The 17,561-nt window shown below is 58.5% G+C and carries 12 protein-coding genes; 6 read left to right on the forward strand and 6 right to left on the reverse strand.

What is annotated here, in order from left to right; genetic code table 11:
- Positions 1–19: 19 nt before the first annotated feature.
- The 6 genes from Pan181_RS03250 to Pan181_RS03275 form a co-directional block, all read right to left on the reverse strand.
- Positions 20–667, reverse strand: a complete 648-nt coding sequence (locus Pan181_RS03250; RefSeq protein WP_145244957.1) for an IS630 family transposase — start codon at positions 665–667, stop codon at positions 20–22.
- The gene (locus tag Pan181_RS03255; RefSeq protein WP_145244956.1) at positions 655–1,119 is read right to left on the reverse strand and encodes a helix-turn-helix domain-containing protein; all 465 of its coding nucleotides are present in this window, start codon (positions 1,117–1,119) and stop codon (positions 655–657) included. Before Pan181_RS03255 ends, Pan181_RS03250 begins: the two co-directional genes overlap by 13 nt.
- Positions 1,120–1,161: 42 nt before the next feature.
- Entirely contained in the window at positions 1,162–1,608 is a 447-nt protein-coding gene (locus Pan181_RS03260; protein WP_197528869.1) for a hypothetical protein, read from the reverse strand.
- Between the two features lie 46 nt (positions 1,609–1,654).
- Positions 1,655–2,641 (reverse strand): DUF1559 domain-containing protein, encoded by a 987-nt coding sequence (locus tag Pan181_RS03265; protein WP_145245466.1) that lies wholly within the window; start codon positions 2,639–2,641, stop codon positions 1,655–1,657.
- A 127-nt stretch (positions 2,642–2,768) separates the two neighbouring features.
- Positions 2,769–4,481, reverse strand: a complete 1,713-nt coding sequence (locus Pan181_RS03270) for a DNRLRE domain-containing protein (protein WP_145251972.1) — start codon at positions 4,479–4,481, stop codon at positions 2,769–2,771.
- A 274-nt stretch (positions 4,482–4,755) separates the two neighbouring features.
- Positions 4,756–5,994: a matrixin family metalloprotease gene (locus Pan181_RS03275; protein WP_145251974.1), complete on the reverse strand. Its 1,239-nt coding sequence runs from the start codon at positions 5,992–5,994 to the stop codon at positions 4,756–4,758.
- Positions 5,995–6,230: 236 nt separating this feature from the next.
- Between Pan181_RS03275 and Pan181_RS03280 the strand changes: the two genes are divergently transcribed.
- The 6 genes from Pan181_RS03280 (at position 6,231) to Pan181_RS03305 (ending at position 17,499) form a co-directional block, all read left to right on the forward strand.
- Entirely contained in the window at positions 6,231–7,562 is a 1,332-nt protein-coding gene (locus Pan181_RS03280) for an efflux RND transporter periplasmic adaptor subunit (protein ID WP_145245467.1), read from the forward strand.
- Between the two features lie 12 nt (positions 7,563–7,574).
- Entirely contained in the window at positions 7,575–10,718 is a 3,144-nt protein-coding gene (locus Pan181_RS03285) for an efflux RND transporter permease subunit (protein ID WP_145245468.1), read from the forward strand.
- 449 nt (positions 10,719–11,167) lie between these two features.
- Positions 11,168–12,586, forward strand: a complete 1,419-nt coding sequence (gene lpdA / locus Pan181_RS03290) for a dihydrolipoyl dehydrogenase (protein WP_145245469.1) — start codon at positions 11,168–11,170, stop codon at positions 12,584–12,586.
- A 90-nt stretch (positions 12,587–12,676) separates the two neighbouring features.
- Positions 12,677–15,388, forward strand: coding sequence for a pyruvate dehydrogenase (acetyl-transferring), homodimeric type (gene aceE, locus Pan181_RS03295; RefSeq protein ID WP_145245470.1), 2,712 nt, complete (start codon positions 12,677–12,679; stop codon positions 15,386–15,388).
- 106 nt (positions 15,389–15,494) lie between these two features.
- A complete protein-coding gene (locus Pan181_RS03300) occupies positions 15,495–16,829 on the forward strand; it encodes a 2-oxo acid dehydrogenase subunit E2 (protein ID WP_145245471.1) in 1,335 nt (444 codons plus the stop codon).
- Between the two features lie 55 nt (positions 16,830–16,884).
- The gene (locus Pan181_RS03305; RefSeq protein WP_145245472.1) at positions 16,885–17,499 is read left to right on the forward strand and encodes a Uma2 family endonuclease; all 615 of its coding nucleotides are present in this window, start codon (positions 16,885–16,887) and stop codon (positions 17,497–17,499) included.
- Positions 17,500–17,561 lie beyond the last annotated feature (62 nt).

The following is a 17,561-nucleotide window of genomic DNA, read 5'->3' on the forward strand; positions in this document are numbered from 1 at the left end:
TAGTACGTCGTCCCGGAAGTCATTTCCTATAGAGTTCAGGGAAGACGCGTTTGGCGTCTTTTCGATGGAAGGTCCAATTGATTTTGATTTTCTTCCGATTGCGGTCGCGTGAACAGTGGGAGAGTTCGCTTTGAACCTTGTCGAGCGAAGCCAACCGACGTCCCAGGCATTGTCGCTGTATGGCCGAGATTTCGATCTCGGCCATGTTGAGCCAACTGGCATGCTTGGGGGTAAAATGCCACACAATCCGCTCCAGCATTGGCCGAGCCGCCTCCTCGCCAAAGGTTTCGATCAACGACTTCTCGTTGTGCGTGTTGAGGTTGTCCATCACCAGATGAACCCGCTCTGCGTCGGGATAGCGCTTCAAGAGGTCGCGGACGAACCGGGCGAAGTCGGCTCGCTTGCGGTGACGCTTGGCCTGAACGAATCGCTTGCCCGCCTTCGGCTCGACCGCCACGAACACGCTGCAGGTTCCGCAGCGGCGGTACTCGTAGTCCTGCTTCGCGATCTTGCCGGGTGCCGCGGGCTCGGGCGGCCGCGCGTCGTCGACCCTCTGATAGGGCTGCTCGTCGAGGCAGACGACCGGCTCGTTCGGGTCGAGCGGCTTCTCGTACTGCTCGAGGACGTCCTCCATCCGCTCACAGAACTCGTCGTTCAGCTTGGGCACGCACCAAGTTTTTTTCGCCACGGCTTCAGGTCGTGTTCCTTGAGCCACAGCGAGACCTCCGTCACGCTGAGCGAATCGACGAAGCCTTCCTTCACCGCGTGCTCGCACAACAATTCCAGCGTCCAGCGAGCCCGTCCCTCGGGCGGCTCGCTGCACGCCAGGGCGATTACCTGTTGCTGCTGCCGCTTGGTGAACTCTGGGGGGCGGCCCGAGCGAGGCGCATCGTACACCGCCCGCTGGACGCCCTCTTCGCAGAACCGCTTTCGGACGGCTCGGACGTTGCGCGTCGTGCAGCCCACATGCTCGGCGATCTCTTCGTCGGTGCATCCCGAGTCCGATTTCAATAATATCTGGCAGCGACGCACCACTTGCGCCGCGCGGGCGCCTGAGCGTGCTAGCTGCTCCAAACCTCCACGGGCCTGGTGGTCCAGGCAAACAATGTGCTTTTTCATTCCGCAGCATATAGCAGCGGAATGGATTTCAGGAAAGACGTACTAGTTCTCCAGGTGAATCGTCTCGAGCTCACCGCCCCCCTTGGGGACGGTAATCGTCAACGGTGTGGTTTCGGACGAAACGTATTTCTCTTGGAGCTTGTCTTCCGGTTGGTACATTTCTTCGTCTTCCCCTTCGGGAATCGGAGCCGGCCAGATGGCAGTCACCTTGAACTCACCAGCGGGGGAACCATCCTCGTACTCATACGAAGTCAGAACGAACTCGCCTTGGGGGTTGGTCACCCCATAAGGAGCCGGCGTGCCGGTGCCTTGGAGGTCGGCCGAGTTGCCGTACAGCACGATCTTCACCCCTTCGGCAGGCTGGTCGTTGACCAACACTTTGCCGGAGGTGGGATAGACCTTTAACTGACCGTCCGGCGTGGAGTCGCAACCGACCGCCAGTACCAAAAATGCGAAAGGAAGCAAGCAACGAAACTTAGACGAAACCATAGCGATACTCTATTTCCAGTCAACGGTAGTTCTTAGGTTTAACAACCTACTCAGCGATGATGTCACCGCAGTCGCGGGTAAAGAGCGACACGAAGACGTCGGGGTCCATCGATTCTTCGTGGAAGTGAACTGAACCATCTCCGTAACCGAAGAAGCAGCCACTAACGTGGAAGCTGTAGATTTCTTCGTTGTTGTTGCAGTTCATCAGGCTGTTACCACAACGGTTGTGAACATCGTGCCAATTGTCGTACTTAGCCCAGCTGTGGCCACCTTGTGTTTCGTCGTGGCCAGTGCCATCCATGCGAGGATTGCCATTCACGTAGTAGATGGGACGACCGCCAGTTTCAAAGAACATGAACGTGTTCGACAGACCGTCGGTGGTGTCTTTCATCTTAGGCCGACGGATACCGCTCTTGCTGCGAACCGAGAGAACGCTCTGCCAGTTGCCGATTGCATTGGAACGGCTCTTGATCAAACGTTGCTGCACCAGTTCGTAAGCACCTGTGCCAGAGGCCAGGGCAATCTGTTCGCAAACGGTATAGTCAGTCGCACCAGTAGTCGGCTCGAATGTCGACTCGCCTTCTTGCGATTCATCACGAGTGGTGTGAGGAACCGTGGGGCAGCGGAAGGTTGGAATCAGTGTTTGGCTGAGCTGAAAGTTCTTGCTGTTGTTTTGGTCTTCCCAGTCCCAGGTAAAATCCCATTCATCAGCGATGGCACCTTGTTCGACCTCGGCCAGAATGTACGACAGCACACTGTGTTGAGCGGTACGGGTTTGGCCACCATTGGTATAGGCCTGCGACCAGTGGGGAGGGGGGAGTTCTCGGCGGGAGTTCTCGTAGTTGAGAATGCCAAGACAGATCTGCTTCATGTTGCTCTGGCACGAAGTTCGACGGGCGGCTTCGCGGGCCGACTGAACTGCCGGGAGCAAAAGAGCGACCAAGATGCCAATGATGGCAATAACGACTAGCAGTTCCACCAAGGTGAAACCGCGGAAGGTTCGACGATTGCTGCTGTAAGCGGGCAACTGCACTAGATTGTTCCTTTACGCGGGCAGTAGTAGGAAGGGTGAGAAGAATGTGACCGGGGCGCTGCTGCCACTGCACCCCGGCCTCATTACTTCTCGATGTCTCTAGATGGTTCTAAAGACGTGTTGATAACTAGCGGACGCGACGGAAAGCCACCGCACCCAAAGCCAAGGCAACCAAAGCCAAGGCACTGGGTTCTGGAACTGATGCCAGAGCAGGGCTCACACCCGAGGTGTTGCCGAAGTTGGTTTTCCAGAGATCGTAGTCGGCCATGTCGACAATACCGGCGCTGGCACCATTCTCGTTGCCATTGCCATTCAGGCTATTGCTGCTACCGAGATTGTCACGCCAGAGCGTGTAGTCCCCGAGATCGACGATACCATCGTCGTTGAAGTCGCCAGACAAACCAGGTTCGATGATGCTCGAAGGAGCCGAGACTACGACCAAGCGAGGACGAATGGTCAGGTCAGTGTCGCCATTGAAAGCAATCTGCCAGCCATCGGTAGTATTGGAAGTCACTGCGAGACCGTAGTCAGCACCACCCAGTGGGTTGCCGGCACGAGCCGCTTCAAGGTAGCTGGTCACGTCGAACCAAACTTCCGTGCCGGTGACTACACCGACCATGCTGTCGAGTACTTCACCAACGTCGCCGTCGGATTGTTGCAGGCCAGCGATGTCGCCAAATTCGGAGTGCAGCGGCAGGTCGGTGGTGTTCCAGTCGCGGTAAAGAGGTTGAATCTTGTACGAATCAGTCGCAGGGCTGTCGGTGCTCGAAGTGTGAGTGGTTAGCACTACGTAAGCCTTACCAACTGGCACGTCAGCGGGAGCTTGGCCAGCACCGTTGCCGAACACGTTATCAAACTTGATCAAACCAAATACGTCGCGCGAGCCAACGGTTCCGATTGGATTCAGATTGCCATTCGAGTCATAAGGCGAGAGAGCAGGGCCATCAAGGAATCCACCAGCGGTAATGGTAGAACCATCGTACGAAACGTCGTCGGGTTGATCACCGTTGATGGGGTCGATGATCACGGGATTCGCATCGATGCTTGGCGATGGAGCAGCAATTGATCCGCTGTCCACGAGTACCATGCTGTTGCCAGTGTAACCATTGACGCCTTCCTGGAAGACGTTTACTTCCGCTTCGGCGGCAGTCGTATAAGTGATTTCGAGCTTCGGACGGCGAGTCGAGTCGCTAAAGCTGGTGCTGTTAACGCTCCAACCGTCAGTCGTGTGACCACCATGGCCAGCTTGGATGACCAGACCGTTGTTGGCCAGGTTTCCGCTCGACCAGTCTTGAACCAGCGAGGTCACGTCGAACGACGAAACATTACCCGAACGAGTGGGGCCAACGCCATCGACGGGGCGAGTCGAGGTTCCCGATTCCCACCAAGCACCAAGGCCACCAGCGTAGTCGTTGTAAGTCGTGGTAGTGGTGAAGGGGCTCGTCAAACCGGCAACGAAGAAGTTGCCACCGGTGCGGGCGTTGCCTTCGCCCGAGGTCACGACACTGAACTTGGCGTCGAGAATGGTTGCTCCCATGGGGATTTGATTGGCGCCGTTGCCGAAAATGCTGTTGAACTGATAAAGCGCGTTGCGGTCGGGCGAACCACCATCGAGGAAGTAGTTCTGTACTTCCGAACCGACTCGTTCAATATTGGGATTGGGCAGTCCGGTGCCAGCATCGATACCATCCGAGGCGATCACTTTGTCGATCGAGCCGGTGTAGCCATTGATGCCGTTTTGGAAACTTACCGTTGTCTGGGCAGTGGCCACGCTCGCCATCAGGCAAGCCGACGCTGCGAGCAGCGTGCGAGTGGCTCGAATTCGGAACAGCTTCGCCATCGTGTTCTCCTTGCTAGGTGTCTCAGAGTCTGCCGTACCATGTTGCAATTTCTAGGGCGGTACGAAGCGGGCATTAAACTGCTCGTATGTGAAGAAACGGCGAAGGTAGCTCGTAGGTTTCAGTTATGGTTCTGTTAACAATCTGTGAAGTAGTGGTGTCCGCAAGTGGAAAGCGAACTGCGTGTTGCGCAGCACAAACTTGTGCTTGCGCACCGACATGCATAAACGTCGGGCAATAGTGAATGGCTACAACTAGACAGCGATGTCGCGAATGCTATGCGTTACGCTTACGTAAGAGCATGCCAAGAGCGAGGACCACCAAGAAAAGTGAGGATGGTTCGGGAACCATCAACGCATGATGCGTGAGTGTGACTTGGTAAAGCTGCGGGGATTGGCGTGTTCCGCGAACTTCGATGTAGTAGTCTGCTGATTCCGATACGGCGTAGTCGTTGAGTTGCTCGGGCGAGCCGTGTAGAAACTCATCGATGGTTAGCAAGCGAGTCCCCTGACCGTCGTACAGCGAGAACGACAGATTCGAAGCCGCGATGGGGAACGTTTCGGCTTGCGAGTTGCTTTCGGTGCCTTGGAAGTAAGACTCGCCGAGGGGGGTAAGCAGCAGATCGAAGGTGCCTGGCTGCTCGACGCTGAAGTGGTAGAAATCGCGGTCGCTACTATTCGAGATGCTCACAAAGTCGGTCTCGTCGATCTCAATCGACAAGCCAGTCGTCGCATGGTCGCCAATCGAAATGCGGGTACCCGACGCGAGGGTGCCGAGCGACGTAGCGGCTGAAAGCGTGTCGTTGCCGAGCCCATTGTTCGTCCGCTCATTGTGATCGCCATAGTAATAGTGCAGCGCGCGAATGTCGTCGAACTGAGGGCCATCGATCGTCAGGTCGAGTTCCGACTCCATTAAGAAGTGGGCATCGCTTGAGTAGACGTGCCCAAAACCGAGAGCGTGGCCGATTTCGTGGGTCAGCACGTTGCGGAATCGTAAGTAGTTATCCGCTGGATCGAGCAAGTAGCCACCGCCGAGCGTGTCGATCAGGATATCGCCCCCTTGGGGATACTGGCTGGTGCCAAGGGTGCCGCGAGGGCCATCCATATCGACTCCTCCCAGGCGGATGTCGCCGCGCTGGCCAAGTTGGCCTCTGAGTGAGCCAAAGGTCGTACCATCGTCGACAGATTCGTAGACCAGGTTGGCTCCACCGAGTTCGGCCCAGCGGTCGAAGGTAGAAGATACTAGCGGAAACCACGCCCGCTGTTCGTAGTCGGTGTCGCTGGTGGTAATGCCGAACAGAGTGTCGAACATGCCGACCAGCTCGCTGGTTTGGCCGTCGCCCAGAGGAGTGCCGTCAGGCAGCAGGCTCCAGGTGATGGTTGCGGGTTTTCCCAGTGGAGTCTCCGCGTGCGAAGCGGTCTCGCCCCAGCGACTCACTGGCACAAAGCCCCACGCCGGCGGCGCAAGCAAGGCATAGCAGATCGCGATGCCAAGGGTGCGGGCGAGGGGATGCATGATGGGTGGTGGGACGATCAAAGGGGCAAGCAAGGTCGCAGCCGGTCTGGCGACCGATTGTTCCAATCAGAATGGTCACTGCGATTGTTTCGGTCAAGCGATTGCTCGGGATTGGTCGGCGGGAGCAGGCAGGCCGAGAACGATCTCACCTTACTAATGCCGGTATTCCGTAATGTGTGCTACACTTGCGACTCAAGGATGAGCTGGACCGTCGGTTCCTTTAGGTGTGAATACTCATGCGACGTACTACAAAATCCACTTTTCTCCTCTCCATGGTTCTCGCCTTGTTGGTGTCCCCATTAAGCGGGTGCCGCAAGAATAAGTACATCGCACCCCCTCCGCCGGAGGTCGACGTCGCTACTCCGGTAGTGCAGGAAATCCGTCGCGAGCTGGAATTCACCGGTTCGACCACTTCGTTTAAGACGGTCAAGATCGAAGCCCGTGTGAAGGGATTCCTGGAGGAGATCCGGTTCCAGGAGGGATCGAATCAGATCAAAAAAGACGATGTGCTGTACATCATCGATCAGGAACCGTTCAAGGTAAAAGTGCAGCAGGCGCAAGCGGCGCTCAAGGTGGCCGAGGCCATGCAGAGCGATGCCGATGCCCAGATGGCCAGCGCTAAGGCCGAGCAGAAGAACGCCCAAACGCAACTCGCCCGCAGCCGCGCTGCTGGCGGTGCGGTGACGGAAGCCGAAATCGACGAGCAGGTTGCCGCGGTCGGCATTGCCGACGCCAAGATCAGTGCGGCCGAGGCCGCCCGCGCGTCGGCCGACTCGCAGCATACCGCTGCCGAAGCCGCGCTGGCCGAGGCCGAGCTCGATCTCGAGTACACCACCGTGCGTTCGCCGATCGATGGTAGGATCACCGAAACGCTGGTCGATGTCGGCAATCTGGTGGGAGCCAACGAAGCCACGCACCTGGCGACCATTGTGCAGAACAATCCGTTGTACGTTTACTTTAATATTAGCGAGTCCGACATCCTGCAATGGCTCGAATGGCAACGACAGGGACTCGTAGCCCATCGACCCGAAGAGATGGACGAGCGGAAAACACCAATCAAATTGGCCTTGGCCGACGAAGACGATTTTCCCCACGAGGGATACGTCGACTACGCCGATCCGGTGATTGATCAAAGTAGTGGAACCTTGCGCGTGAGGGCGGTGTTCAAGAACGACGACAACGCGATTCCCGCGGGCGCGTTCGTACGGATTCGAGTGCCGCTGTTCCCCGAACAGGCGATGTTGGTCGACGACCCCGCGGTGGCCCGCGATCAAGCAGGGCCTTATGTGCTGGTGGTCGGCGAAGACAACAAGGTGGAGCGGCGTAGCGTGAAAGTCGGCGATCGCTACCAAGGCATGCGAGTCATCTACGATGGACTGTCGACCGACGATCGCATCGTGGTGAACGGATTGCAGTACGCACGCCCAGGGCGCGAAGTGGCTCCGCAACTCACCGAGATGCAGCAGCCCAAGCCAGCAGCGGCGGCCGCAGCCACGGCAGACGACTCCTCTACTACCGAGGAGCAAACGCCGGAGTCTACTGAGTCCTCTTCCTCCGACAACGAGTAGGCGCTACGCATCATGTTTTCACGCTTCTTTATCGATCGACCGATTTTCGCTACCGTGCTGGCGATCATCATCGTGCTCGTCGGGGCCGTGATGGTGTGGAGCCTGCCGGTGGCGCGGTACCCGCAGATTTCGCCGCCGACCATTTCGGTATCGGCGGTCTATCCCGGGGCGAACTCCAAGGTGGTTGCCGAGACCGTCGGCACGCCGATTGAGCAAGAGGTCAATGGCGTCGAAGGCATGCTCTACATGCAGTCGACCTCGGCCAGCGATGGTTCCTACAACCTGACCGTGACCTTCGACATTGGCACCGATCTCGATATCGCCTCGGTGATGGTGCAAAACCGAGTCGCGATTGCCGAGCCACGGTTGCCGACCGAAGTGACCCAGCAGGGTATTACGACCAAGAAAAAGTCGACGAGCATCACTATGGTGCTCACGATCACCAGCGATGTTGAGGAGTACGATACCCTGTTCATGGGTAACTACGCCTTGCGGAATGTCAAAGACGAACTCGCCCGCTTGCCTGGGGTGGGCGAAGTGGTGGTGTTCGGTGGTGCCGACTACAGCATGCGTGTGTGGCTCGACCCGGCGAAACTCAAGGCCCGTAACCTGACCACGAACGACGTGGTCGCGGCCATTCGCGAACAAAACGTGCAGGTCGCCGCGGGGCAGATTGGCCAACCACCGGTGCCAGACGGGCAGACGTATCAGCTCAATATCAACACGCTGGGACGGTTGAGCGATGTGGTGCAGTTTGAAGACTTGATTGTCAAAGCCGACGACAAGGGAGGCTTCACCCGCGTGAAGGATGTCGCCCGCGTTGAGCTTGGCGGCAAAGACTACAATCTGGCTTCGAGCGACTCGGGCAAGCCTGCAGTCGCCATCCTGGTGTATCAGTTGCCTGGAGCGAACGCCCTGGACGTTGCCAGCAGCGTGAAAGCCAAGATAAAGGAACTCGAGCAGCAGTTCCCACAGGGGATGAAGACCAATGTGTCGCTCGATACCACCGAGTTCGTCAACGCGGCCATCAAGGAAGTGGAAGTTACCCTGTACCAGGCGGTGCTGCTAGTGGTGCTGGTAATCTTTGTGTTCCTGCAAGACTGGCGGGCGACGCTCGTCCCCGCGGTGACCATTCCCGTGTCGCTGGTGGGTACGTTTGCGGTGATGGCCGCTTGTGGCTATTCGATCAACCTGATCACTTTGTTCGGGTTGGTGCTGGCCATCGGCATCGTAGTAGACGACGCAATCGTGGTGGTCGAAAACACGATGCGACACATTTCGGCAGGGCAGTCGAGCCGCGATGCGGCCGTGCTGGCCATGCAAGAGGTCTCGGGCCCGGTGGTCGCAACCACGCTGGTGCTGCTGGCGGTGTTCATTCCCACTGCTTTCCTCGGCGGGATTACCGGCCAGCTCTATAGGCAGTTTGCGATTACCATTTCGGCGGCCACGGTGCTGAGTTCGATCAACGCACTCACCTTGAGCCCAGCGGTCTGTGCGCTGATCTTGCGACCTGAAACCGAGGTGCGTAAAGGCCTCGTCTATCGCACTTTGCGACCTTTGTTTGCTGGCTTCGACTTTGGCTACAACAAGACCGAGAAGGTCTACACCGGAGTGGTGTCGGCCATGACTCGTCGCGTGCTGATTGGTCTACTGTTGTTCGTTGGGCTGGGAGTGGTGACCGGTTGGTCGTACTTGCAGCTCCCTTCGGGTTTCCTGCCGGTTGAGGATCAAGGTTACTTGATGTGTAACGTGCAGCTGCCCGATGGTGCATCGCTGCAGCGTACCGAAGCCGTGGTGCATGAGATCGACGAGGTCATGGAAGGGATGCGCGACGAGTACGGCATCCGCAGTTGGACTGGCATCGCCGGCTACTCGCTGATCGATGGCACCAACACCTCGAACGGGGCGGCCGTGTTTATCTCGCTGAAACCGTGGGACGAACGCACGACGCGTAGTTCGAGCATGCCTGGCATCATTGCGACGCTGCGGAAACGACTGAACGCCATCAAGGAGGCACGCTCCGTGGCGTTCCCACCGCCGGCGATCGAGGGGCTCGGCGTCTCGGCGGGCTTCGAGATGCGCTTGCAGGGCAAAGGGGACATGAGCCTCCAAAACCTCGGCAAGATCGCCGAGGAGGTCGTGAGCGACGCCAACTCGCAAGCGATCGTGCAAAACGCGAATACTACTTTCCGAGCAGACGTGATGCAGCTGTTTGCCGACATCGATCGCGACAAGGTAAAGCGGCTGAGCATTCTGCTCGACGATGTGTTCGCCACGTTGCAGGCGTACCTGGGTTCGGCCTACGTGAACGACTTCAACAAGTTTGGCCGCACGTATCAGGTGAAGGTGCAGGCCGATTCGAAGTTCCGTACCAAGCCCGAAGATATCAAGCAACTCGACGTGCGGAACTTGAAGGGCGAGATGGTGCCGGTGAGCACGTTCGTAAAAGTCGAAGAGATCACCGGCCCGCAAACCATCATGCGTTACAACATGTTCCCGGCCGCAGCCATCTCGGGCGAGGCGGCCGACGGATTCAGTTCGGGCCAGGCGCTCGATCTGATGGAGCAGTTGGTGACCGACAAATCGCAAGGCGACCTGGGGTACGAGTGGACTGGCATGTCGTACCAGGAGAAGCAGGTCGGCTCCGAGGCGGTGTTCATCTTCTTATTTGCCATTCTGTGCGTGTTCCTGGTGCTCTCGGCCCAGTACGAAAGCTGGGCCAATCCTTTCGCGGTGGTGGCCGTGGTGCCGTTGGCCGTGCTGGGTGCGGTGGCCGCCGTGGCGATTCGCCAGATGGATAACAATGTCTACACGCAGATCGGCCTAGTGCTGCTCGTCGCGATGGCCAGTAAGAACGCCATTCTGATCGTCGAGTTCGCCAGCCAGTTGCATCAAGAAGGTCGCGACAAGGTCGCAGCCGCCATCGAAGCGGCTCGGCTTCGCTTCCGCGCGATTTTGATGACCTCGTTCTCGTTCCTGTTGGGAGTCATCCCGCTGCTGATCGCCAGCGGTGCGGGGGCTGCCAGTCGGCAAGCAGTCGGCACCACCGTGTTCGGCGGCATGATCGCTGCCACGTTGTTCTCGGTGGTGTTCGTCCCATTGTTCTTCGTGGTCGTCACTCGGCGGCGAAAACTATCCCATGACTCCGACCGCTAGCATCGCGCCCTGATTGCGAGTCCCTGGGCGTGGGTGGCGAGTCGCCGAAACCAGCAGGCGAGCATACAGTAGCCGAGTGATTCGGTTTTCAGCAGCAAGGGACTCGTGAAACTCGTGGAAGCGGCCGAGTGTGGCCAAGGCAGCCGGCAAGGTCGGCCGAGGTGGTCGATCCCCGATTTTCGGCAGGCTCGGCTGTCAAATCGCTCGGTAACCCCGTTTCAGCCTCCCGTTGGCAGCATGATTATTGCTCCTAACCTGTTCTGTGCGAACATGTTAAGTAGCAGCATGGCAATTGCTTCGGGGGCGACCTTTGTCGCCGGCCTATTGCGGGTTAAACTTTACTACTTGCGCGACTTAACCTGTTGCCGCCCAATAGTTTTCCGTCTGTCGCACCGCGGGTGCCGACAAGAGGACTTTCTACCCATACTAGCTTTCGATTCGTTTAACTCATGCATTCACAAGTTGTTGTTCTAGGTGGTGGCCCCGGTGGATATGCGGCGGCGTTCATGGCTGCCGACTTAGGAATGGAGGTCGCCATTGTCGAGGCTGATCCTCGTCTCGGTGGTACCTGCCTGCTGCGTGGGTGTATTCCCTCGAAAGCCCTGTTGCACGTGGCCAAAGTAATTTCCGAAGCCGGCGACATGGCCGACTGGGGAATCGAGTTCGATAAGCCAAAGATTGATGTCGACAAAGTTCGGGCGCGGAAAGAAAAGATCATCGAGACCCTTTCCGACGGTCTCGCAAGCCTGGCGGTACGACGCAATGTCAAACGCATTCACGCACGCGGCGTGTTCGTTGACTCTAATACCCTAGAACTCGAAGGGGGCAACCCCGAGACCTACGAGAGCAAGCGTTTGACGTTTGATCACTGCATTCTGGCGACCGGTTCGGTGCCCGCGATGCCCAAGGCGTTCGATATTGGCTCGCCGCGGGTGTTCGACTCGACCGGCGCTCTGGCGCTGGCCGACATCCCTGGCTCGCTGTTGGTCGTGGGTGGTGGATACATCGGACTCGAGATGGGCACGTTCTACGCCGAACTCGGTGCGAACGTTTCGGTGGTCGAGTTGACCGATGGATTGCTGCCGGGCGCGGATCGCGATCTGGTGAAGCCGCTTATTAAACGCGTACACGAACGCTTCCTAGGCATCCACACCGGCACGAAGGTGGTTGGTCTGAAAGATGTCGGCGAGTGCGTGGAAGTCGAGTTTGAAGGCCCCGAACACAACGGCGTGCACAAGTACGACCGCGTGCTGATTTCGATTGGCCGCCGACCGGTATCCGGCGGTTTTGGCCTGGAGAACACCAAGGTCACCGTGAACGAACGTGGGTTCGTAGAGACCGACGATCAACAACGCACAAGCGACCCTTCGATTCTCGCCATCGGCGACGTGGCCGGCGAGCCGATGCTCGCTCACAAGGCTGCCGTGGAAGGCAAAGTGGCTGCCGAAGTGCTGGCCGGCGAACCTGCCGCGTTCGACGTGCAAGCGATGCCGGCCGTGGTGTTCACCGATCCCGAGATTGCTTGGGCCGGACTCACTGCCGAGGAAGCCAAGCAGCAAGGTCGCGCGGTGAATATCGCCCAGTACCCATGGCAGGCCAGCGGTCGCGCCATGGCCAACGGCCGCACGGATGGACTGACGAAATGGATTATCGAGCCCGAAACCGAGCGTGTGCTTGGTTGCGGTATTGTCGGCAACGGGGCCGGCGAGCTTATTAGCGAAGCGGTGCTGGCCATCGAAATGGGTTGCCACATTCGCGACATCGCCGAGAGCATCCACCCGCACCCGACACTCAGCGAAACTATTGCCTTTGCTGGCGAAGTGCATTTGGGCACCGCCACCGAAGTGTATCGACCCAAACGTAAGTAAGGTGTTCGGCATTGGCCGCTCGGAACGCCAGACGCAAGTTCCCGAGCCCCGGTTCTCCCACCTGCAGTCCTTAGCCCCTACAAGCAACCTATGTCTTCAATCGACGTCAATCAACACCACTCGCCGATTCCCGACGATAGCGACCCGACGGAAACCGCCGAATGGCTCGAATCGCTCGACTACGTTCTCGAGCACAAGGGCCCCGAGCGAGTCAAGCAATTGCTAGGTGCGCTCGAAGAAGCCGCCCACCGCAACGACGTTGAGCTGCCGTTCACGGCAACTACGCCTTACTTGAATACGATTCCCCGCAACGAGCAGCCGGCCTATCCCGGCGATCGTGAGCTGGAACGTCGTATCAAGAGCTATGTCCGTTGGAACGCGATGGCCATGGTCACCCGGGCCAACCGTCATCCTGCGTCTCCTGGTGGACACATCTCGACCTTTGCGTCGAGTGCAACGCTGTACGAAGTCGCCCAGAACCACTTCTTCCGTGGCCGCGGCGAAGATGGCTTCAGCGGCGACCAAATCTACTTCCAAGGCCACGCCGCACCCGGCATGTACGCCCGCGCGTTCCTGGAAGGTCGACTGACCGAACAGAACCTGGTGAACTTCCGCCGAGAGCTCTCGGAAGGGGGCGGCCTGAGCTCGTATCCCCATCCATGGCTGATGCCCGACTTCTGGGAATTCCCCACCGTGTCGATGGGCCTGGCTCCGATCATGGCGATCTATCAGGCTCGCTTCAACGAGTACATGACCGATCGTGGTCTGGCGGACTTGTCGAACAAGCACGTCTGGGCGTTCCTCGGCGACGGCGAATGCGACGAGCCCGAAACCCTGGGTGCCATCTCGCTGGCTGCTCGCGAGCAACTGCAGAACCTGATTTTTGTGATCAACTGTAACTTGCAACGGCTCGACGGGCCGGTGCGTGGCAACGGCAAGATCATCCAGGAACTCGAAGGCACCTTCCGCGGTGCTGGCTGGAACGTGATTAAGGTCATCTGGGGTAGCGACTGGGATCCGCTGATCGAGCAAGATCACGACGGTATCCTGGCCAACCGCTTCATGGAGATCGTCGACGGTCAGTATCAGAAGTACTCCGTATCGCCCGGCAGCTACATTCGTGGTCACTTCTTCGGTGCCGATCCTCGCTTGGAAGCGATGATCAAGCACTTGTCGGACGAACGCCTGGCGAAGATGCGCCGCGGTGGTCACGATCCCGAAAAGGTCTACGCTGCGTACCACCGAGCCGTGTCGCTCAAGAATGGCAAGCCGACCGTGGTGATTGCCAAGACCGTAAAGGGTTATGGCGTTGGCGAAGGTGGCGAAGGCCGCAACATCACCCACAACCAGAAGAAGCTCAACGAGCAGGAACTCCGCGAGTTCCGCACTCGCTTTGGTATTCCGATTTCCGACGAGCGTGTCGCCGAGGCTCCGTTCTACCGTCCACCGGAAGACAGCCCCGAAATGCAGTATATGCGGTCGCGCCGCGAGGCTCTTGGCGGACCGGTTCCGTCGCGTAATGCTTCGCGCAGTGCGATCAGCGTGCCGAAGCTGCCCGACTATCACAAGACGGTTCACAGCAAGCTGGTAAGCAAAGGCGAGGGTAAAGAGTTCTCGACCACGATGGGCTTTGTCCGCTTGCTGACCGACCTGCTACGCGACAAAGAGATGGGCAAGTACATCGTGCCGATCGTGCCGGATGAGTCGCGCACGTTTGGTATGGAAGGCTTGTTCCGCCAGATCGGCATCTACGCCCACGCAGGCCAGATGTACGAACCGGTCGACGCCGACCAGATGGCCTTCTACAAAGAAGCCCAGGATGGTCAGCTGCTGGAAGAAGGCATTACCGAAGCGGGTAGTATGAGCAGCTTCAACGCTGCGGGTACTTCGTACAGCTCGCACGGCGTGCCGATGATTCCGATGTTCATCTACTACTCGATGTTCGGATTCCAGCGCATCGGCGACCTGGTGTGGGCGGCGGCCGATATGCGAGCCAAGGGCTTCATGCTCGGCGGTACCGCTGGACGTACCACCCTCAACGGCGAAGGCCTGCAGCACCAGGATGGTCACAGTCTGGTGAACGCGATCGCCTTCCCCACGGTGCGTGCTTACGATCCGGCCTACGCCTACGAAACCGCCGTGATTATCTTCGAAGGCATGAAGCGGATGTACGTGGATAACGAAACGTGCATCTACTACATCATGCTCGAGAACGAAAACTACATGATGCCCGAAATGCCAGAAGGATGCGAAGAAGGCATCATCAAAGGCATGTACCGCATCAATCAAGCCGAGAAGCGTGGTAAGCATCACGTGCAGCTCTTCGGTAGCGGTGCGATCCTGCGTTGCGTGCTCGAAGCACAGCAGCTATTGGCCGAGAAGTACGACATTTCGTCCGACGTGTGGAGCGTAACCAGCTACACCGAACTCCGCCGCGATGCCCAGGAGTGCCGCCGCTGGAATATGCTGCACCCAGGCGAAGAGCCTCGACGCAGTTACCTGGAGCAACAGATCGAAGGGCTCGACGGACCGTTCATCGCTGCCAGCGACTACTTGCGGGCGTTGGCCGAGCAAATCGATCCCTGGATTCCTGGTGGCATTTTCGCCCTGGGAACCGATGGCATGGGTCGCAGCGAAAGCCGCGAAGCACTCCGTCGCCACTTTGAGGTGGACGCCGAGTTCGTTGCGCTGGCCACCATCACGCAACTCAAAGAGCGTGGTGCCGAAGGGCTGCCATGCTTGAAGCAAGTGATCGAAGACCTCGGTATCAATCCCGACAAGAAATCGGCACTGTACGCCTAACCCACAGAAGGTGGTCGCAGAACGCCCAGCCGCAGGTGCCGACCAATTCCGAATCCATGACCACCCGCGTTTATCGCGGGAGAATTAACATAGCGGGCAAACGAATATGGCAACTGAAATCACTCTGCCAAGTCTTGGCGAAAACATCGACTCGGGCGACGTCCTTTCCATCCTGGTTTCCGAAGGTGATTCGGTTACCAAAGACCAGGATTTGATGGAAATCGAAACCGACAAGGCAACCGCTGCTGTGCCGAGTCCTTCGGCAGGCACCATCATCAAGATCCTGGTCGCCGAAGGCGATACAGTAAACGTGGGTGCTCCGATCTTTGAGATCGATGGTAGCGCCGCTCCGGCACCTCCGAAGGAAGAGCCCAAGCCGGCACCGAAAGCCGAAGAGCCGAAGCCCGAGCCTGCCGCCGAACCGGCTCCCGCTCCTGCAGCACCGGCACCCGTGGCCGAAACGCCCGCCCCGGCACCTGCTACTCCCGCTCCCGCAGCCCCGGCGAAGGAGTCCGCACAGAACATTCCTGGCGATGGCCAGGCTAGCTCCGCGGCTGGACCCAGCGTTCGGCGTCTGGCACGCGAACTCGGCATCGACCTGCGTCGGGTGCGTCCGAGCAGTGGTGGTCGTTTGACCGAAGAAGACGTCCGCAGCTTCGTGCGAGACGAGCAAGAGAAAGCCAAGCAAGCAGCCAGTGCCAGCGTTACCCCCCCGGGGTCTCCCAACTCCGACGGGCAGGGCGCCGTGCGAATCGAAAAGATGAGCCGCACCCGCAAGACCATCGCGGCCAACATGGTAGCGAGCTATACCACGATTCCGCAGCTAACAAACTTCGACGACGTCGACGTGACCGAACTCGAAGAGATGCGCCGCCAGTCGAAGGAAGACTACGCGAAGCGTGGTCTGAATCTGTCGCAGATGCCGTTCCTGGTTAAGGCGATTGCCTCGAGCCTGAAGCTGCACCCGATCGTCAATGCGTCGGTCGATATGGATGCAGGCAACGTCATCTATAAGGAATACGTGAACATCGGCATCGCCGTCGATACCGAAAGCGGTTTGCGAGTACCGGTGCTGCGTGACGCCGATCGGCTGTCGATTTCGCAGATCGCTCGCGAGCTCGATCGCATCATCCTCGCTGCTCGCGAAGGAACCTTGAGCATCGAAGACATGCGTGGCGGTACTTTCACCATCAGCAACATGGGCGCAGTAGGTGGCACTTACTCGACCCCGATCATTAACCCGCCAGAGGTGGGGATCTTGCTGGTGGGTCGCAGTCGCATGCTGCCGACCATCGTCGGTAGCAGCATTGAGCCTCGGTTGATCATGCCGCTGTCGCTCACGTACGACCACCGCGTAGTCGATGGAGCCGACGCTGCCCGATTCCTGAACGAGGTGAAGGGTTTCCTAGGCGCTCCCGGTCGTCTGCTGCTGGCACCGTAAAGCTCGGGCGGTGGTATAATGAGGGTATCCCTAATGCAGTGTCAGGAGGTTACTCATGTCCATCGACTCGCTGGTCTACGCAACGTTTGACCAAACGTCGCCCCATACAACATTGGGCCCCCACACCGCAGACGATTACCTGTCGCTGCCGGAAGGGGAACGCGTGGAGCTATTGAGGGGAAGATTGACCATGATGTCACCTGCACCTACGCCGCGGCACCAGCACATCGGCGCGAATCTCTGGCGAGTCTTCGACGATATCGCTGCCCAGCAAGGGGGGATCGCAATCGTATCGCCGGTGGATGTCGTACTGCTACAGCGAACGATTGCCCAGCCCGATGTGGTTTACTTGCGTCCAGAGAAGAAGCAATTAGTTGGGCAGCGTATCGAAGGGGTACCCGACCTACTGGTCGAAATCGTTTCGCCCTCCAGTAGGCGAATCGACCGCGTCGAAAAGTTGGATCTCTACGCCAAGGCGGGGGTGCCGGAGTATTGGATCGTCGATCCCGATTCCCGCATCATTGAATTTCACACTCTCGATGGCGAGAGCTATCGGGTCGTTGCTCACGACTCGGGTAAGTACCAGTCGGCGCAATTTGCCGAGGTGGTGCTCGACCTGACTGCATTCTGGCAAGAAATCGATCGCCGGTTGCCGCCGAAGCAGCAGTAGACTTCATGTTCTGCCCACTCGCCGTACGGGGGTGGCGGCCCTACAGTGGAGTAGTTCACCCA

Origin of the sequence: Aeoliella mucimassa, from assembly GCF_007748035.1 — a bacterium.
GTDB lineage: Bacteria > Planctomycetota > Planctomycetia > Pirellulales > Lacipirellulaceae > Aeoliella > Aeoliella mucimassa.

Coding starts and splice junctions, on each gene's coding strand:
- Pan181_RS03255 (WP_145244956.1), bottom strand. CDS start 1,119: ATGAAAAAGCACATTGTTTGCCTGGACCACCAGGCCCGTGGAGGTTTG.
- Pan181_RS03260 (WP_197528869.1), bottom strand. CDS start 1,608: ATGGTTTCGTCTAAGTTTCGTTGCTTGCTTCCTTTCGCATTTTTGGTA.
- Pan181_RS03270 (WP_145251972.1), bottom strand. CDS start 4,481: ATGGCGAAGCTGTTCCGAATTCGAGCCACTCGCACGCTGCTCGCAGCG.
- Pan181_RS03275 (WP_145251974.1), bottom strand. CDS start 5,994: ATGCATCCCCTCGCCCGCACCCTTGGCATCGCGATCTGCTATGCCTTG.
- Pan181_RS03280 (WP_145245467.1), top strand. CDS start 6,231: ATGCGACGTACTACAAAATCCACTTTTCTCCTCTCCATGGTTCTCGCC.
- Pan181_RS03285 (WP_145245468.1), top strand. CDS start 7,575: ATGTTTTCACGCTTCTTTATCGATCGACCGATTTTCGCTACCGTGCTG.
- lpdA (WP_145245469.1), top strand. CDS start 11,168: ATGCATTCACAAGTTGTTGTTCTAGGTGGTGGCCCCGGTGGATATGCG.
- aceE (WP_145245470.1), top strand. CDS start 12,677: ATGTCTTCAATCGACGTCAATCAACACCACTCGCCGATTCCCGACGAT.
- Pan181_RS03300 (WP_145245471.1), top strand. CDS start 15,495: ATGGCAACTGAAATCACTCTGCCAAGTCTTGGCGAAAACATCGACTCG.
- Pan181_RS03305 (WP_145245472.1), top strand. CDS start 16,885: ATGTCCATCGACTCGCTGGTCTACGCAACGTTTGACCAAACGTCGCCC.